Raw genomic sequence first — 13,706 nt, 5'->3', positions numbered from 1 at the left:
GCAGGCGTCAGCGCGCGGACATCCGCAGCGCGCCGTCCATCCGGATCGTCTCGCCGTTGAGGTAGTCGTGGTCGGCGACCATGGCCACCAGGCGGGCGTACTCCTCGGGGTGGGCGAGGCGCTGCGGGAAGGTGACGGTGGCGGCCAGGCCGGACCGGATCTCGTCGGAGAAGCCCGCCATCATCGGGGTGTCGACGATGCCGGGGGCGATGGTGACGACGCGGATGCCGAACTGGGCGAGGTCGCGGGCGGCGGTGATGGTCATCCCGGCGACGCCGGCCTTGGACGCGGCGTACGCGATCTGGCCGACCTGGCCCTCGAACGCCGCGATGGACGCGGTGTTGACGACCAGGCCGCGCTGGCCGGTCTCGTCCGGCTCCTGGCCGGACATCGCCTCGGCGGCGAGCCGCATCACGTTGAAGGTGCCGATCAGGTTGACGTTCAGCACGGTGCGGAACAGGTCCAGGTCGTGCGGGCCGCGGCGGCCGACGATCCGGGCGGACGGGGCGATGCCCGCGCAGTTGACGGCCAGGCGCAGCGAGTGGCCGTCGAAGGCGATCCGGGCCAGCGCGTCGCGGACGGGCTGTTCCTCGGTGACGTCCGCGCCGAGCAGGGTGACGCCCTCGGGCTGGGCGGGGGCGGACTCGACGGCCTTGGGCAGGTCCAGGCCGTAGACGTGGGCGCCGAGGCCAGCCAGGTGGGCGGCGGTGGCCGCGCCGAGGCCGGAGGCGGCACCCGTGACCAGGGCGGCGGTACCGGTGAGCTGCATGCTGGAAAGCCTTTCCGAACGGATGGTGACGAACCGACTGGGGGAGTGGGTCAGCGAGCGAACTGGCGGCTGATCACCAGGCGCTGGATCTGGTTGGTGCCCTCGAAGATCTGCATAATTTTCGCCTCGCGCATGTACCGCTCGACCGGGAAGTCCCGGGTGTAGCCGTAGCCGCCGAGCACCTGCACCGCGTCGGTGGTCACCTTCATCGCGGCGTCGGTGGCGATCAGCTTGGCCACGCTGGCCTGGCGGCTGAACGGGCGGCCGAGGTCGCGGCGGCGGGCCGCGTCCAGGTAGGTGGCGCGGGCGGAGTCCACGGCGGCGGCCATGTCGGCGAGCAGGAAGCCCAGGCCCTGGTGGTCGACGATCTTGCGGCCGAAGGTGGTGCGCTCGTTGGCGTACGCGACGGCGGTGTCCAGCGCGGCCTGGGCGAGGCCGGTGGCGCAGGCGGCGATGCCGAGGCGGCCCGAGTCGAGGGCGGAGAACGCGATGGACAGGCCCTGCCCCTCGGCGCCGATCAGGCGCTCCGGCCCGAGCAGCGCACCGTCCCAGTAGGCGGCCGTGGTCGGCACGCCGTTGAGGCCCATCTTCTCCTCCGGCGGGCCGAAGGTCAGGCCCTCGGCCTCGCCGGGCGCCAGGAAGCAGGAGATGCCGTGCGCGCCGGGCGCGGTGCGGGCGAACAGGGCGTAGAAGTCGGCCTTGCCGCCGTGGGTGATCCACGCCTTGGTGCCGGTGATCCGGTACCCGTCCTCGACGGGTTCCGCCTTGCAGGTCAGCGCGGCCGCGTCGGAGCCCGCCTGCGGCTCGGACAGGCTGTAGCCGCCGATCAGTTCACCGGCGAGCATCCGGGGCAGCCACTGCTCCTTCTGCTCCGGCGTGCCGAACGCGTTCAGCGGGTGGCAGGCCAGGGTGTGCACGCTGGTGGCGACCGCGACGGCCGCCCAGCGTGACGCCAGCTCCTCCAGCACCTGGAGGTACACCTCGTAGGGCTGCCCGCCGCCGCCGAACTCCTCCGAGTACGGCAGGCCGAGCAGGCCGGCCTGGCCGAGTAGCGCGAACAGGCCCTCTGGGTACAGCTCCTGCTTCTCGTGGGACTCGACCTTCGGGGCGAGTTCCTTGTCGGCGAGATCGCGGGTCAGCGCGATCAGGTCGGCGGCTTCCTCGGTGGGAAGCAGGCGGTCCACGGCCATGTTCCGGCTCCAAGCGGTACGCAAAGCGGTACGTCAGTACCGGTGAGGGTAGCGCAGCAGAGCCCGCAGCGGGGGACCCGGGAACGGTGAACAGGGAAAAGTCCGAGAAGGGACGGGGAAAACGTGGGCACGGGGGGGCGCGGGGGAGTGCGGGCCGGGCCCGGGTGCGTGCGGCGGCCGGATCTGCGGCGGCGGAGAGGCCGACTGTCATACTGGCCGGGTGATCGACAGCGCCGCCGCACCTCAGACCAGTGGACGGGGCGCCGCACGCCGCAGCGCCCTCTTCGAGGAACTCGTCGCACTCTTCGTCGCCGAGGGCTTCGCCCAGTTCACGCTGGACGACCTCGCCGCCCGGCTGCACTGCTCCAAGCGCACCCTGTACGGACTGGCCGGCTCCAAGGAACAACTGGTCCGGGCGGCCGTCGTGCACTTCTTCCGGAGCGCCACCGCCCGGGTGGAGGCCGCACTGGCCGCCGAGACCGACCCGGCCGCCCGGCTGGCCGCCTACCTGCGCGCCGTCTCCGCCGAACTCGCCCCCGGCTCGGCCCGGTTCTTCGACGACCTGGCAGCCTTCGAACCCGCCGCCGAGGTCTACGGCCGCAACACCCGCGCCGCCGCCCGGCAGATCCAGCGGCTGATCGACGACGGCGTCGCGGAAGGCGCCTTCCGGGAGACCCATGTGGCGTTCGCGGCGGACGTCATCAGCTCGGTGATGGTCCGCATCCAGCGGCGCCAGGTCGCCGAGGCCACTGGCCTCGCCGACGCCGAGGCGTACGGGCACCTGGCCGAGCTGCTGCTGCACGGCCTGCTGCGCTGACAGTCCTCCCGCTCAACTCCCGCGCGTCCTGCTGCGCTGAGAGTCCTCCCGCTCAACTCCCGCGCGTCCTGCTGCGCTGAGAGTCCTCCCGCTCAACTCCCGCGCGGTGGCTCCGCGGCAGACTCGACCGGCCCGGAACCGCAGACCGGGCACCGCCCGCCCTCCCGCACCTTGCCGCACTCCTCGCAGACCAGATTCAGCCAGCAGGCGGGCTCGCCGCCCTCGCTCTCGACGCGCTCCATGGGGTCCATGACCTCCAGTGTGCCGCCGACGTCCGGCAGCTGGGAGAACGAGGGTCGCGGGCGGCCGCGAAACTCCGTGCACGGCAAGAGCGTTGGCCACTATCTTGGGCGGATGATCGACAAGGAACTCGCTGTTCCACCTCCCACCGTCTTCTTGCCCCGGCGCGGCATGGTGTGGCGTCAGCCGGCCGCCGCTGCGGCCGTCTTCGTAGTGTCCGCGCTGGTCGTCGCGGCGCAGCTGACCCCGATCCTGGTACTCCTGGGTGTGATCGCCCTTCCGGTCTCCGGGCTGATCGTGGTGATCGGGCTGAACACCCTGATCCGACGGACGCCCCAACTGGTCATGGACGCCGAAGGGTTGACGGTCCCACAGCTTGGGCGGATCCACTGGGACGAGATCGCGGGAGTCCGCCCCTCGACAGCAGGCACCCACGAGGTGATCCTGCTGACCGGCCACCCCGGCGCACCCTTCCCGCCCCGCCCCCCGATGCTCGGACGCCTCGCCGTCCGCACCAACCGCCGGACGGGCACGCGCGAGGCCATCTTCACCGTCGCCGCGCTGCCGATGGACGCGAAGGCGCTCATCGCGGACATGCGCCGGTACCACCGCGGCCTGACGGTCCTGCCGTCCGAGGACTGACGGCGCCGCCATCGCGGTGGGCGAGCAGGCGGGCGGTCAGGCAGGGGAGCTGCGGGGATTGCCAAGACTTGGGCAGGGAAGCCCTCGTGGCCCGGGAGCCCGATCGCTAGCTAGTGCGCGTGATCGACAAGGAACCCGCTGTTCCACCCCCACCGTCCACCTCCCCCGGCGCGGAAGGCTCGGGCGTCAACTGGTGCTTTTCGCCGCCATCTTCGCGGTGGCCGCACTGGTGGTCGTCGCCGCGCGGCCGAACCCGGTCCTGGTGATGCTGGGGGTGATCACCCTTCTGCTCTCCGGGCTGCTCGTGGTGGTCGGGCTGAACGCGATGATCCGGCGGACGCCGCTACTGGTGCTGGACGCCGACGGGTTGGAGCCCCCGCAGCTGGGACGGATCCACTGGGACGAGATCGCGGCGGTGCGGGCCGCGATGCTCGGCACGAACGAGGTGATCCTGCTGATCGGCCACCCCGGCGCACCCTTCCCGCCCCGCCCCTCGATGCTCGGAGGCCTGGGCCTCCGCGCCAACCGCCGGATGGGCCTACGCGTGACCTTCTTCGTGGTCACCTCCCTGCCGATGGACGCGAAGGCGCTCATCGAGGACATGCGCCGGTACCACCGCGGCCTGACGGTCCTGCCGTCCGAGGACTGACGACGCCGCCATCGCGGTGGGCGAGCAGGCGCGCGGTCAGGCAGGGGAGCTGCGGGGATTGCCAAGATTTGGGCAGGGAAGCCCTCGTGGCCCGGGAGCCCGGTCGCTAGCTTGTGCGCGTGATCAACGACGTACCGGCGGTCCTGCCACCCACCGTCTACCGTCTCCCGCCCGGCAGGCGCACCCTGGTCCTCTGTGCGCTGTTCGTCGCGGCGGGCCTGGTGCTCGTGGGGTCGGGCGAGTCGGTGACGGCCGGTGTGGTCAGCATTCTGTTCTTCGGGCTCGGCGGCGCGGCGATGCTGGCGGTACGGATCCAGTGGGGCCCGGAACTGGTGCTGGACGCCGACGGGTTGGAGGGCCGCCGGCTGGGCCGGATCCACTGGGCGGAGATCCGGACGGCGCGGTGCAGGGTCGCGGGCAACAAGTGGATGGTCGAACTCACTGGCCACCCCGGTGCGCTCTTCCCGCCCCGGCCGTCGAAGTTCGGCGCCTGGGTGACCCGCGCCAACCGCAAGGCGGAGTTCGGCACGGTCCAGATCCACCAGGACGTCCTGCCCGTCAACGTGGCAGAGGTCCTCGGCCAAATGCTCTTGTACCACCCGGACTTGACGGCCCTGCCGCTCGTGGAGAGGACGATCGAGACCGCTCTGCGCACCCGCGTCGCCAAACCTCGAAACCGCCCCGAGAAGGACCGGCCCGAACCCATGCCGCCCACCCCGCCGCCCCCGGCCGAACCTGCGGAACCGGCCGAACCTGCGGACCCGGCCGAACCGGCCGACGCCGACCGCCTGGTCGCGGCCTTCCCGCCCCAACTGGCCGACGACGTCCGCGCGGCGCTGGTCGTCCTGCCGCCCGCCGGGCACCTGACGTCCCACGGGTTCACCGTCCAGGTCTCCGGCCGACCGGTGGCCATCCCCGTCCGGATCTACCACGACGAGCCGTCCGCCGAGGCGGTGAACGCGCTGACCCCGCGGCAGCGGCAACTCCTGCACTGCCTCTACACCCGGCACCATGACGGCCGGATCCGCCAGCGCCACCTGGAACGGATCGTCGGCTCGACCGACCCGTGCGTCGCCCCGTTCGTCCTCCAACTGGCGGGCGAATACGTGCTGGTGATCCTGCGCCTGATCCACGACCACCTCACCGAACTCGCCGCGCCCGGTACCGAGGGCCGCCGCGTCTACGGGCGGTTCGTCGCCGACAACCCGGCGTACTTCGCGCTCACCGGGCAGCGCGTACTGAGCTACTGGAACGCCTACCACCGCGACGCGTACCCGGACTTCCGGACCTACCCGGGCAGCGCCCTCCTCGACCTGCTCCGCGCCGCCGCCGCGGATGACGCCGCAGATGGCGCCGCCGATGACGCCGCCGATGACGACGAGCCGCCACGAGTGAACCGGGTGCACCAATGAGGCGCCGGGAAACCACCGTTACCGAATCTTGATCTTGATGGCGCGACGGACGGCCCGGATGCGGCGTGTATTCAGCACGTCGACGAACACCTTTCCATCCGGGGGACCACATGACCGAGGGGCTCGGCTTCGACGAGTTCGCGGCCAGTCGGGCACGCCGCCTGTTCCATCTCGCGTACCTGATGTGCGGGGACTGGCACCAGGCACAGGATCTCGTGCAGACCGCACTGTCCAAGATGTACCCGGTCTGGGGGCGGCTGCGGCGCGCCGACGGGGACGCCGGAGTCGACGCCTACGCGCGGAAGGTGCTGCTGCGCTGCTACCTGTCGCACCGCCGGCTGCGCCGCTCCACCGAACTCGCGGTCGCGGAGTTCCCCGAGGAGCCGGTGGTCGGCGCCCGGGAGGGCAGTTCGGCCGCCCTGCGGATCACCCTGGTGGCCGCTCTGCGCCAACTGCCGCCCAGAAACCGGGCCGCAGTGGTCCTCCGCTACCTGGAGGACTACAGCCTGGAGGAGACGGCAGAGGCGATGGGTATCACCGTCAGCGCCGTGAAGAGCCTCAACTCCCGTTCGATGACCCGCCTGCGCGCGATTCTCGGCCCGGACCGCGCCCTGCTGCTCCAGGACTGACCCGGGGCCGACGCCCCACCCCTCGGCAACCACCCCCGCCACTTCTGTGACATACACCTGCCAGACCGGAAGGCATCGGACATTGGACCTGGACCTGGAGCTCTCCCGGATGATGGAGACGAGCGTCATGGAACTGAGCGTCCCGGTTGCCGTGATCGTCGCCGAGAGCAACCGCCGGGGCCGCCGGCGCAGACTGGCCCGGCGGCTGCGGGTGGCGGGCGCCGCGCTCACCGTCGTCGCGCTGGCCGCGGTCGGCGCGAACGTCGGACTGTCCACCGTGGCCTCGAACCTTCCCGCCCACAGCGCCGGCCCGGCCGGCGTGGGCGTGGGCGTGGGCGTGCCCCCGCCCACCACCTCGCCGAGCCCGTCCGACGGCGCCGCGGCGAGTTCCGGGACCGAGTCCGGTCCGCTGCTGAAGATGCCCCCGGCATCCACGCTCGGTCGGCCGCCGAGCAGCGGCACCTCGGCCCCCAAGAGTCTGCAGACGTTCACGCCCGAGGCGGTGTCCGAGACGCTCGGCGCCATGCTTCCCGCGGACTACCGGCTCCTCAAGGACGCCGTCGTCCACCCCGGCCCGCTTCCCAGCGGCACCGCCGGGGTGGTGATGAAGTTCGTCGACGGCACCGGCCAAACCGCCACCCTGGAAGTGACGATGCGCCAGTCGCGGCTGGTCTTCCCGAAGAACGGGCAGGCGCACACCGACCCCAGCGACCTGCCGTTCCAGTGCGCGGAGAGCGTCCTGGGCAACGGAGCCCGCACCGTCATGGGCTGCGAGTACGGCTTCCTGACCGACGGCACCTGGGAGATGGTGGAGAGCAACGGCGCGGTGGCGCCGCCCCTGTACAGCTACCGGGTCCGGCTGTGGCGGATCGACGGCACCGTGCTCGAGTTCACCGAATACAGCGGGACCCGCGACTTCACCGGCGACGGGGAGACCTTCGCCCGCGGCGACCAGCCGATGAACGCCCGCACCACGCCGCCGATCCCGATGCCCATCTGGCGCGGCGTCGCCGAGAGCCAGGACTGGCGCTGGTTCACCCTGCCCAAGGACTGACACCCCGCCCCGGTTGCGGAGTCTCCCGGTCAGGGCCCGTGCCACCGCGTAGGGTTGGCGCGTGACCGAACAGACGCGCAACGTGGCGGGCGACCACGCCCGGGTGGACACCGTGGTGCAGGCGCAGCACGTCAGCACGGTGAACATCCACCAGGCGGCCGCCGTCGTCCACGCCCCGGCCTTCGAACTGCCGCCGGAGCGCGCCCACTTCGTCGACCGCACCGAGGAACAGGCCCGCATCGCCGAGCTCCCCGAGCCGGACGGCATCAACCAGGGCACCCCGCAGGTGGTGACGATCAGCGGCCTGGGCGGCATCGGCAAGACCGCCCTGTGCCTGCGCGTCGGCCACCGCCTCGCCGAGCGCTACCCGGACGGCGCGCACTACGTCGACCTGGACGAGTACCGCCGCGACGGCGCGGTCGACCTGGCCGCCGTCCTCGCCGACCTGCTCTCCGGCCTCGGCGTCGAACGCGCCTGGCTGGCAACGGACTTCCGCTCGCTGGCCCGCCAGTACTGGGCCCGCACCCGCGGCGGCCGCCGACTCCTGGTGATCGACAACGCCCGCACCGGCGCCGAGGTCCAGCCGCTGCTCCCCGCCTCCGCCGCCAGCCTGGTACTGGTCACCAGCCACGGCCCGCTGTACGACCTCGGCGACACCGCCCCGCTGGAGCTCGCCCTCGCGCCGCTCTCCACCGACCACACCGCCGAACTGCTGCGCCTGCTGTTCGGCGACAAGCGCTGGGCCGCCGCCGACCCCGCCACCGTGCACACCCTGGCCACCGCCTGCGCCGGACTCCCCAAGGCCGCCGAGGTGGCCGGCGAACTCGCCCGCCGCGTCCCGCACCGCACCCTCGCCGCGCTCGCCGAACGCCTCACCGCCGAACTCCACCAGCAGGGAAGCAGGCCCGTGGAAGCCGTCTGGGACGCCGCCTACGCCGAACTCGGCGACGACGCCGCCCAGTTGTACCGCACCCTGACCGAGTGCCCCGGCCCGTTCGCCACCGAGTACACCGCCGCCGCGCTGCTCGGCCAGGGCCTGGCGGCCGCCGAGGACGCCCTCGCCGAACTCGTCGCCGCCGGACTGCTCGACTACCGGGCCGGCGGTTACCGCCGACACGCCCTGGTCCGCGGCCACGCCGACCGCCGGGCCCGGCAGGCCGACCCGGACGGCACCGAACGTGCCGACGCCCGCCGCCGAGTCCTGCACTGGCTGCGCCGCCAGAGCGCCCGCGCCGACCTGGTGATGGCCGGCGCCCGCCTCACCGTCGAAGCGGAGGTGCCGCCGCTGCCGGGCGTCCCCGACGCCGACCTCGGCACCGTCAAGTCCCAGGCGCTGCACTGGATGGAGGCCAACCGGCAGGCCCTGTACGGCGCCGTCGCGCTCGCCCACGACAGCGGCCGCGACCAGGACGCCGTGGCACTCGCCGAATCGCTGTGGACGCACTTCCTCGACCACCCCCGGCACGCCGACGCCATCGAGGCCTTCGCCGCGGCCGTGGCCGCCGCCGACCGCGCCGACCGGCTGCCCGCCCGGATCCGCACCCGCTGCCTGCTCGCCCGGCCGCTGTGGGAGACCGCCCGCTTCGAGGAGGCCGCCACCGCCCTCGACCGGGCCCGCGCCCTCGCCGACCTGCTCGGCGACGCCTCCGCCGACCGCCGACTCGCCGCCTCCGCCATCGACTTCCACGGCCAACTCGCCCTCGCCGAAGGCCAATGGGCCACCGAACACCGCGACGCCGACATCGCCCGCGCGCACTTCGCCACCGCCCGCGCCGACTTCGACGCGGCCCGCGCCATCCACCAGGAGATCGGCAACGCGTACGGCGCCGCGCTGCAGACCTACCAGTGCGCCAAAGCCGCTGCCGCCGCCGACCAGCCGGACGCCGCCGACCTGTTCGCCCGGGCGTACCAGGCGTTCACCGGCATGCCGGGCCGTCAACGCATCTCCGCCCGCGCCCGCTTCGGCCTCGGCCAGGGCCTGCTGCGGGCGGGCCAATTCCTCGACGCAGAGCCCCACTTGACCGCCGCACTTGCCGACGCCGAAGCCCGCCGCTCCACCTTCGACGAGGCCCGCATCCGCACCGACCTCGCCACCCTCGCCGAGCGCACCGGCCACCCCCAGGACGCCGCCCGCCACCGCGCCAGGGCCGCCGAACTGCGCGCCGCGCACGGCGGCGTACCGGACAGCGAGTAGGCCGCGGACCGGACCGCGATCAATCTGCGGGTTCTGCCCCCGCGGCGGGTCCCGGTCCGGTGGACCGTTCTGCGTGACGTGAGTTCAACTGCCAGATGCAGAAGGGGAGTTCGCCGAGCCGTTGCTTGACATGTGCACGGTGTGCTGCCTGGGCCGCGGACTGTCCGATTGGCGACAGCCGAAGGCCCTTCCGGGCCGCTGTCGGATGGGCGAAGCTATTGATCGCCGCCAGGGAAACCGACCGGGCGGCGAACCGGAGCAAGTGCCAACCGCGGGGCGCTGCAGCCTCGGCCGGGGCTGATCCGGCGGCCATGGTCGCCCGCGGCCACCCGGCCGTACTCCTACCGGCCCGTCGATGATTCCCGGCGGCACCGGCCGTCGACCGAACTCTTGGCGTCGGCACCCGGATGCGATCGCTGTTCCTGCAGGACAGCCGTCTGCCGGCCCGCGCCGGGCCGAACCCGGAGGCCCGGGACGCCGCTCCACCGCCTGAACCGCCACGAGGCACCCCACGTGCCCTCACGGTGCGATGCCGGCTGCCCCTGCAGGGCAGCCGCCCCGCCCCGTCTCAGTGCCGCACCTTGTGGCTGACCCACTGGTCGTAGACGTCGCCGCCTGCAGGGCAGTCGCCCCGCCCCGCCTCCGTGCCGCCCCGCGACGCCACCGCTCGAACGGATGCCCCGAAGTGCGGGTACCGCCATGCCTTCTTACGTTTTGTCAAGGAGTCCCCATGTCTAGCCGTATCCTCCGTGTGGCCGCCGCGTTCGCTGCCGCGTCCGCCCTGCCCATGGTCCTGAGCCTCGGCGCCCAGAGCGCCTCCTCCGCGAGCCCGCTGCCCGTCACGGGCCATACCGTCACCAGCTCACCAACGCCCGGTATCGCCTCGAAGGGATACGGAACCGCGTTCACCCCGACCGTCAAGAACCCCGCGACGGCCACCCAGGCCGAACTCGCCGCAGCCGGCGTCGCGAAACCCCAGGGCCTCTCCGCCGGAGCTGCCGCTTCCGGGGTCAATGGCGCGATCACCCGCGACGAGGTCATCGCCCGCGCCCAGTCCTGGGTCGACCAGGGCGTCCCGTACAGCCAGACCAGCTACTGGACAGACTCCAACGGCACCTACCGCCAGGACTGTTCCGGATTCATCTCGATGGCCTGGCACCTCTCGACGGCCGGCACCAACTACGGCGACACGACCTGGACGCTGCCCAACTACGCTACGCAGCTCGGAAGTTACGACGACCTGAAGCCCGGCGACATGCTGGACAACATCGACACCCACGTCGTGCTCTTCAAGGAATGGGCCGACTCGGGCCACACCGTCGCCACCGTGATGGAGGAAGCCCACAGCGGCACCGACGCGCGCATCTCCACCCGGACCCGCAGCGATCTCACCTCGGGCAACTTCAGGCCCTACCGCTACGACAACATCGTGGACAGCGCCCCGCCCCCCACGTCCCTGTCGCACTCCTCCTCGACGGTGGTGGACCAGAACGGCACGGTGCGGGTCTACCGTCGCGGGGCGGACAGCCACATCTACGAGAACCACCTGGACAAGGGCGGCCCGTGGTCGGGCTGGTGGGACATGGGCGGCAACGTGGCCGGTCAGCCGGCCGCGACGGTGGCCAAGGACGGGACGATCATCGTTGTCGGCGTGGGTGCCGACCACGTCCTCTACGAGGCCGACCTGCGTCCGTTCCAGGGCTGGAACAAGTGGATGAACCTCGGTGGCAGCAACCTGGACAACAACCCTGCCGCGGTCACCGACAACAACGGCACCGTCCGGATCTACGCGCACGGTACCAACGGCCACCTGTACGAGAAGACCGTCGTCCCGGGTGAGCCGTGGTCGGTGACGTGGGACATGGGCGGCGACAACTACCTGACCGGCTCTCCCTCCGCCACTGTCGCGAAGGACAACACCGTCATCGTGGTCGCCGTCGGCGCCGACCACAGGCTTTACGAGAACGACCTCCGCCCGAACCAGCCCTGGAACGTCGGCATGGACCTCGGCGGCAGCAACCTGGACCACAACCCCGCCGCGATCACCGACAACAACGGCACCGTCCGGATCTACGCGCACGGCACCAACGGTCACCTGTACGAGAAGACCGTCGTCCCAGGTGAGCCGTGGTCGGTGACGTGGGACATGGGCGGCGACAACAACCTGGTCGGCTCGCCCTCCGTCGCCATCGGCCAGGACAACACCGTCATCGTGGTCGCCCACGGTGCCGACCGAAAGCTCTACGAGAACGACCTCCGCCCGAACCAGCCCTGGAACATCGGCATGAACCTCGGCGGCGAAATCCTCGCCGGTTCGCCCTCCACGGTCACCGACACCGACGGCACGGTCCGGGTCTACTCCGGCGCCACCAACGGCAACGTCTTCGAGAAGTCCGTCGTCCCCGGCCAGCCCTGGTCCGTGATGTGGAGCCTGGGCGGCAACTTCCCCGCCTGATCGCCGGTCACAGCTCCGCGTCGAGCTCCTCCGAGCGGGCCGGGCGGATGGTGAGGCGGGCGGTGAACGGGCCCAGCACGCAGTCGAGTTCGAACGGGCCGTCGGCTGTCGGGTGGGCGCCGAGCCAAGCGTGGACGGCTGAGACGGCGGCGGTCGGGTCGATGCGGTGGATGCGCCCACCGGACCGGCCCGGGGCGAGCTGCACGGTGAACGGGCCGTGGTGGCGGTGCCGTAGCACGAAACGGTCGGCGGACAGGACGGCCGCGGCGGTCTGGCAGGCGGGGAGTTCGGCGAGCACGTGGGCGGTCCAGCCGGCTGCCGTCCAGCGGCCGGAGCCCGGGCGTCGCCACAGCACGGCGGCGCTGCGCACCTGGGCCAGCGCGGCCACCGGGTGCTCGGCGGACAGGTGGTGGATCGGCAGCTCGGTCGCGGCCGGGAAGCGCTCCACCCGCACCCGCTGCCCGTCCACCTCGGCGCGCACCGCGAGCGCCGGCGCGGCCGACCGCGGCACCGACGGCAGGGGCAACGGCTGGGCCAGCACCGGCTGCCGCGGGGGCGTCAGGTCGAGCAGCCGGTACAGCTCGGTGCGCAGCAGGCCCAGCGCCTGCCCGGGCCGGTCGAACGCGTCGGCGGCCGGGCCGGGGGGAGCGGTGGCCGGGGTGAGGTCGCGGACGGTGTCCAGTCCGGTGAAGCGTGGTGCGGCGGCCAGCAGCCGGGCCATCGGGGTACCGGCGATCAACTCCCGGCCGCCGTCGTAGGCGTTCAGCACCGGACGGCCGAGCGCGGCGGCGTACAGGGCGGTGGAGCCGTGGTCGGTGATCACCGCGTCGGCGGCGACCAGGACCGCCGCCCAGTCCTGGTGCGGGGACGGCAGCAGCAGACCGGCCCGCAGCTCGGGACGGAACTGCTCGGCGAGATCGAGCCGGCTGCGCTCGCCGACCTCGTTGGGGTGCACCAGCAGCGCGACCCGGTACCGGTCCACCGGTAGGCCGAGCACCAACTCGCCCGGCAGATCAGGGCGTTGGACCAGCAGACTCTCCGGCCCCCAGGTGGAGAGCACCGCCAGCAAGGTCCGGTCGCCGAGGTCGAGCGCGGCCCGGTACGCCTCGCGGCGGGGGTAGGACTCCAGCATCCGGTCCAGCGTCGGATCGCCGACGACGACCGCGCGGGTGGCCGCCGGCGGGCAGAACTCGGCCAGCCGGGACAGCTGTTCGGCATGACCGAGACCGTGCAGATCGGCCCACGGCGCGCCGTCGGAGAGCAGGAACGCCGGGTCGAGGCCGGACGGCAGCTCGGGCGAACCCTCCTCGCGCAGCGCCTTGTTGAAGCCCGCGCCGTGCGGCAGCAGCGCCCGGGCCCGAGCGGACAGGCTGGCCAGCGCGCCCTTCGGGCTGGTGGTCAGGACCAGGTCGAACGGCCGGGCGGTGGCCTGCTCGAAGTCGATCACCCGGGCGCCGGAACGGTCCAGCGCTGCCAGCGCCTCCAGATCGAACCGGGAACCCGGCACCAGCGTGAACCAGCGGGAGATCCGCCCGTCGCCCTCGAACACCGGCAGTACGTCCAGCAGTCGGTGCAGTGCCACCGCCGAGCGGAACGCCAGCAGCACGGAGCGCCGCTGGTCCCCTCCGGTGTCGCGCATGGGCCGATGGTATCCG

The 13,706-nt window shown here is 72.5% G+C and carries 12 protein-coding genes; 8 read left to right on the top strand and 4 right to left on the bottom strand.

All coding sequences use genetic code 11. The features are described from left to right. Positions 1-7: 7 nt before the first annotated feature. Positions 8-769: an SDR family NAD(P)-dependent oxidoreductase gene (locus tag ACFYS8_RS01415; RefSeq protein ID WP_387634126.1), complete on the bottom strand. Its 762-nt coding sequence runs from the start codon at positions 767-769 to the stop codon at positions 8-10. A gap of 50 nt (positions 770-819) precedes the next feature. Next, a complete protein-coding gene (locus ACFYS8_RS01410; RefSeq protein WP_387634124.1) occupies positions 820-1,959 on the bottom strand; it encodes an acyl-CoA dehydrogenase family protein in 1,140 nt (379 codons plus the stop codon). Between the two features lie 220 nt (positions 1,960-2,179). Here ACFYS8_RS01410 and ACFYS8_RS01405 point away from each other — a divergent pair, with 220 nt between their 5' ends. Further along, a complete protein-coding gene (locus ACFYS8_RS01405) occupies positions 2,180-2,776 on the top strand; it encodes a TetR/AcrR family transcriptional regulator (RefSeq protein ID WP_387634122.1) in 597 nt (198 codons plus the stop codon). Between the two features lie 92 nt (positions 2,777-2,868). Here the strand turns inward: ACFYS8_RS01405 and ACFYS8_RS01400 are convergent, their stop codons facing one another. Next, a complete protein-coding gene (locus tag ACFYS8_RS01400) occupies positions 2,869-3,027 on the bottom strand; it encodes a hypothetical protein (protein ID WP_387634120.1) in 159 nt (52 codons plus the stop codon). A 103-nt stretch (positions 3,028-3,130) separates the two neighbouring features. Between ACFYS8_RS01400 and ACFYS8_RS01395 the strand changes: the two genes are divergently transcribed. The 7 genes from ACFYS8_RS01395 to ACFYS8_RS01365 all read left to right on the top strand — a co-directional run bounded on the left by ACFYS8_RS01395 (position 3,131) and on the right by ACFYS8_RS01365 (position 12,051). After that, complete coding sequence (locus ACFYS8_RS01395; RefSeq protein ID WP_387634118.1) at positions 3,131-3,658, top strand: STM3941 family protein; 528 nt, start codon at positions 3,131-3,133, stop codon at positions 3,656-3,658. Between the two features lie 193 nt (positions 3,659-3,851). Continuing rightward, on the top strand, positions 3,852-4,307 hold the full coding sequence (locus ACFYS8_RS01390) for an STM3941 family protein (RefSeq protein WP_387634116.1): 456 nt from the start codon (positions 3,852-3,854) through the stop codon (positions 4,305-4,307). Between the two features lie 119 nt (positions 4,308-4,426). Continuing rightward, positions 4,427-5,719 carry a hypothetical protein gene (locus tag ACFYS8_RS01385; protein WP_387634114.1) on the top strand — a complete coding sequence of 431 codons (1,293 nt, stop codon included), beginning with the start codon at positions 4,427-4,429 and terminating at the stop codon, positions 5,717-5,719. Positions 5,720-5,829: 110 nt separating this feature from the next. Further along, on the top strand, positions 5,830-6,348 hold the full coding sequence (locus tag ACFYS8_RS01380) for a SigE family RNA polymerase sigma factor (RefSeq protein ID WP_387634113.1): 519 nt from the start codon (positions 5,830-5,832) through the stop codon (positions 6,346-6,348). An 82-nt stretch (positions 6,349-6,430) separates the two neighbouring features. Beyond that, the gene (locus ACFYS8_RS01375) at positions 6,431-7,402 is read left to right on the top strand and encodes a hypothetical protein (RefSeq protein ID WP_387634111.1); all 972 of its coding nucleotides are present in this window, start codon (positions 6,431-6,433) and stop codon (positions 7,400-7,402) included. A 61-nt stretch (positions 7,403-7,463) separates the two neighbouring features. After that, positions 7,464-9,596, top strand: a complete 2,133-nt coding sequence (locus ACFYS8_RS01370; protein ID WP_387634109.1) for a hypothetical protein — start codon at positions 7,464-7,466, stop codon at positions 9,594-9,596. Between the two features lie 730 nt (positions 9,597-10,326). Beyond that, positions 10,327-12,051 carry a hypothetical protein gene (locus ACFYS8_RS01365; protein WP_387634107.1) on the top strand — a complete coding sequence of 575 codons (1,725 nt, stop codon included), beginning with the start codon at positions 10,327-10,329 and terminating at the stop codon, positions 12,049-12,051. A gap of 7 nt (positions 12,052-12,058) precedes the next feature. Here ACFYS8_RS01365 and ACFYS8_RS01360 read toward each other — a convergent pair whose 3' ends face one another. Then, entirely contained in the window at positions 12,059-13,690 is a 1,632-nt protein-coding gene (locus tag ACFYS8_RS01360) for a translation initiation factor 2 (RefSeq protein ID WP_387634105.1), read from the bottom strand. Positions 13,691-13,706 lie beyond the last annotated feature (16 nt).

It is taken from the genome of Kitasatospora sp. NPDC004615, from assembly GCF_042873545.1.
Lineage (GTDB): Bacteria > Actinomycetota > Actinomycetes > Streptomycetales > Streptomycetaceae > Kitasatospora.
The sequence above is the reverse complement of the archived record's forward strand: the minus strand, read 5'-3'. Positions and strand labels throughout refer to the sequence as shown.

Bases quoted from the DNA above. Each gene is read 5' to 3' on its own strand.
- ACFYS8_RS01380 (WP_387634113.1), top strand. From the start codon at position 5,830: ATGACCGAGGGGCTCGGCTTCGACGAGTTCGCGGCCAGTCGGGCACGC.
- ACFYS8_RS01360 (WP_387634105.1), bottom strand. From the start codon at position 13,690: ATGCGCGACACCGGAGGGGACCAGCGGCGCTCCGTGCTGCTGGCGTTC.
- ACFYS8_RS01400 (WP_387634120.1), bottom strand. From the start codon at position 3,027: ATGGACCCCATGGAGCGCGTCGAGAGCGAGGGCGGCGAGCCCGCCTGC.
- ACFYS8_RS01410 (WP_387634124.1), bottom strand. From the start codon at position 1,959: ATGGCCGTGGACCGCCTGCTTCCCACCGAGGAAGCCGCCGACCTGATC.
- ACFYS8_RS01365 (WP_387634107.1), top strand. From the start codon at position 10,327: ATGTCTAGCCGTATCCTCCGTGTGGCCGCCGCGTTCGCTGCCGCGTCC.
- ACFYS8_RS01395 (WP_387634118.1), top strand. From the start codon at position 3,131: ATGATCGACAAGGAACTCGCTGTTCCACCTCCCACCGTCTTCTTGCCC.
- ACFYS8_RS01415 (WP_387634126.1), bottom strand. From the start codon at position 769: ATGCAGCTCACCGGTACCGCCGCCCTGGTCACGGGTGCCGCCTCCGGC.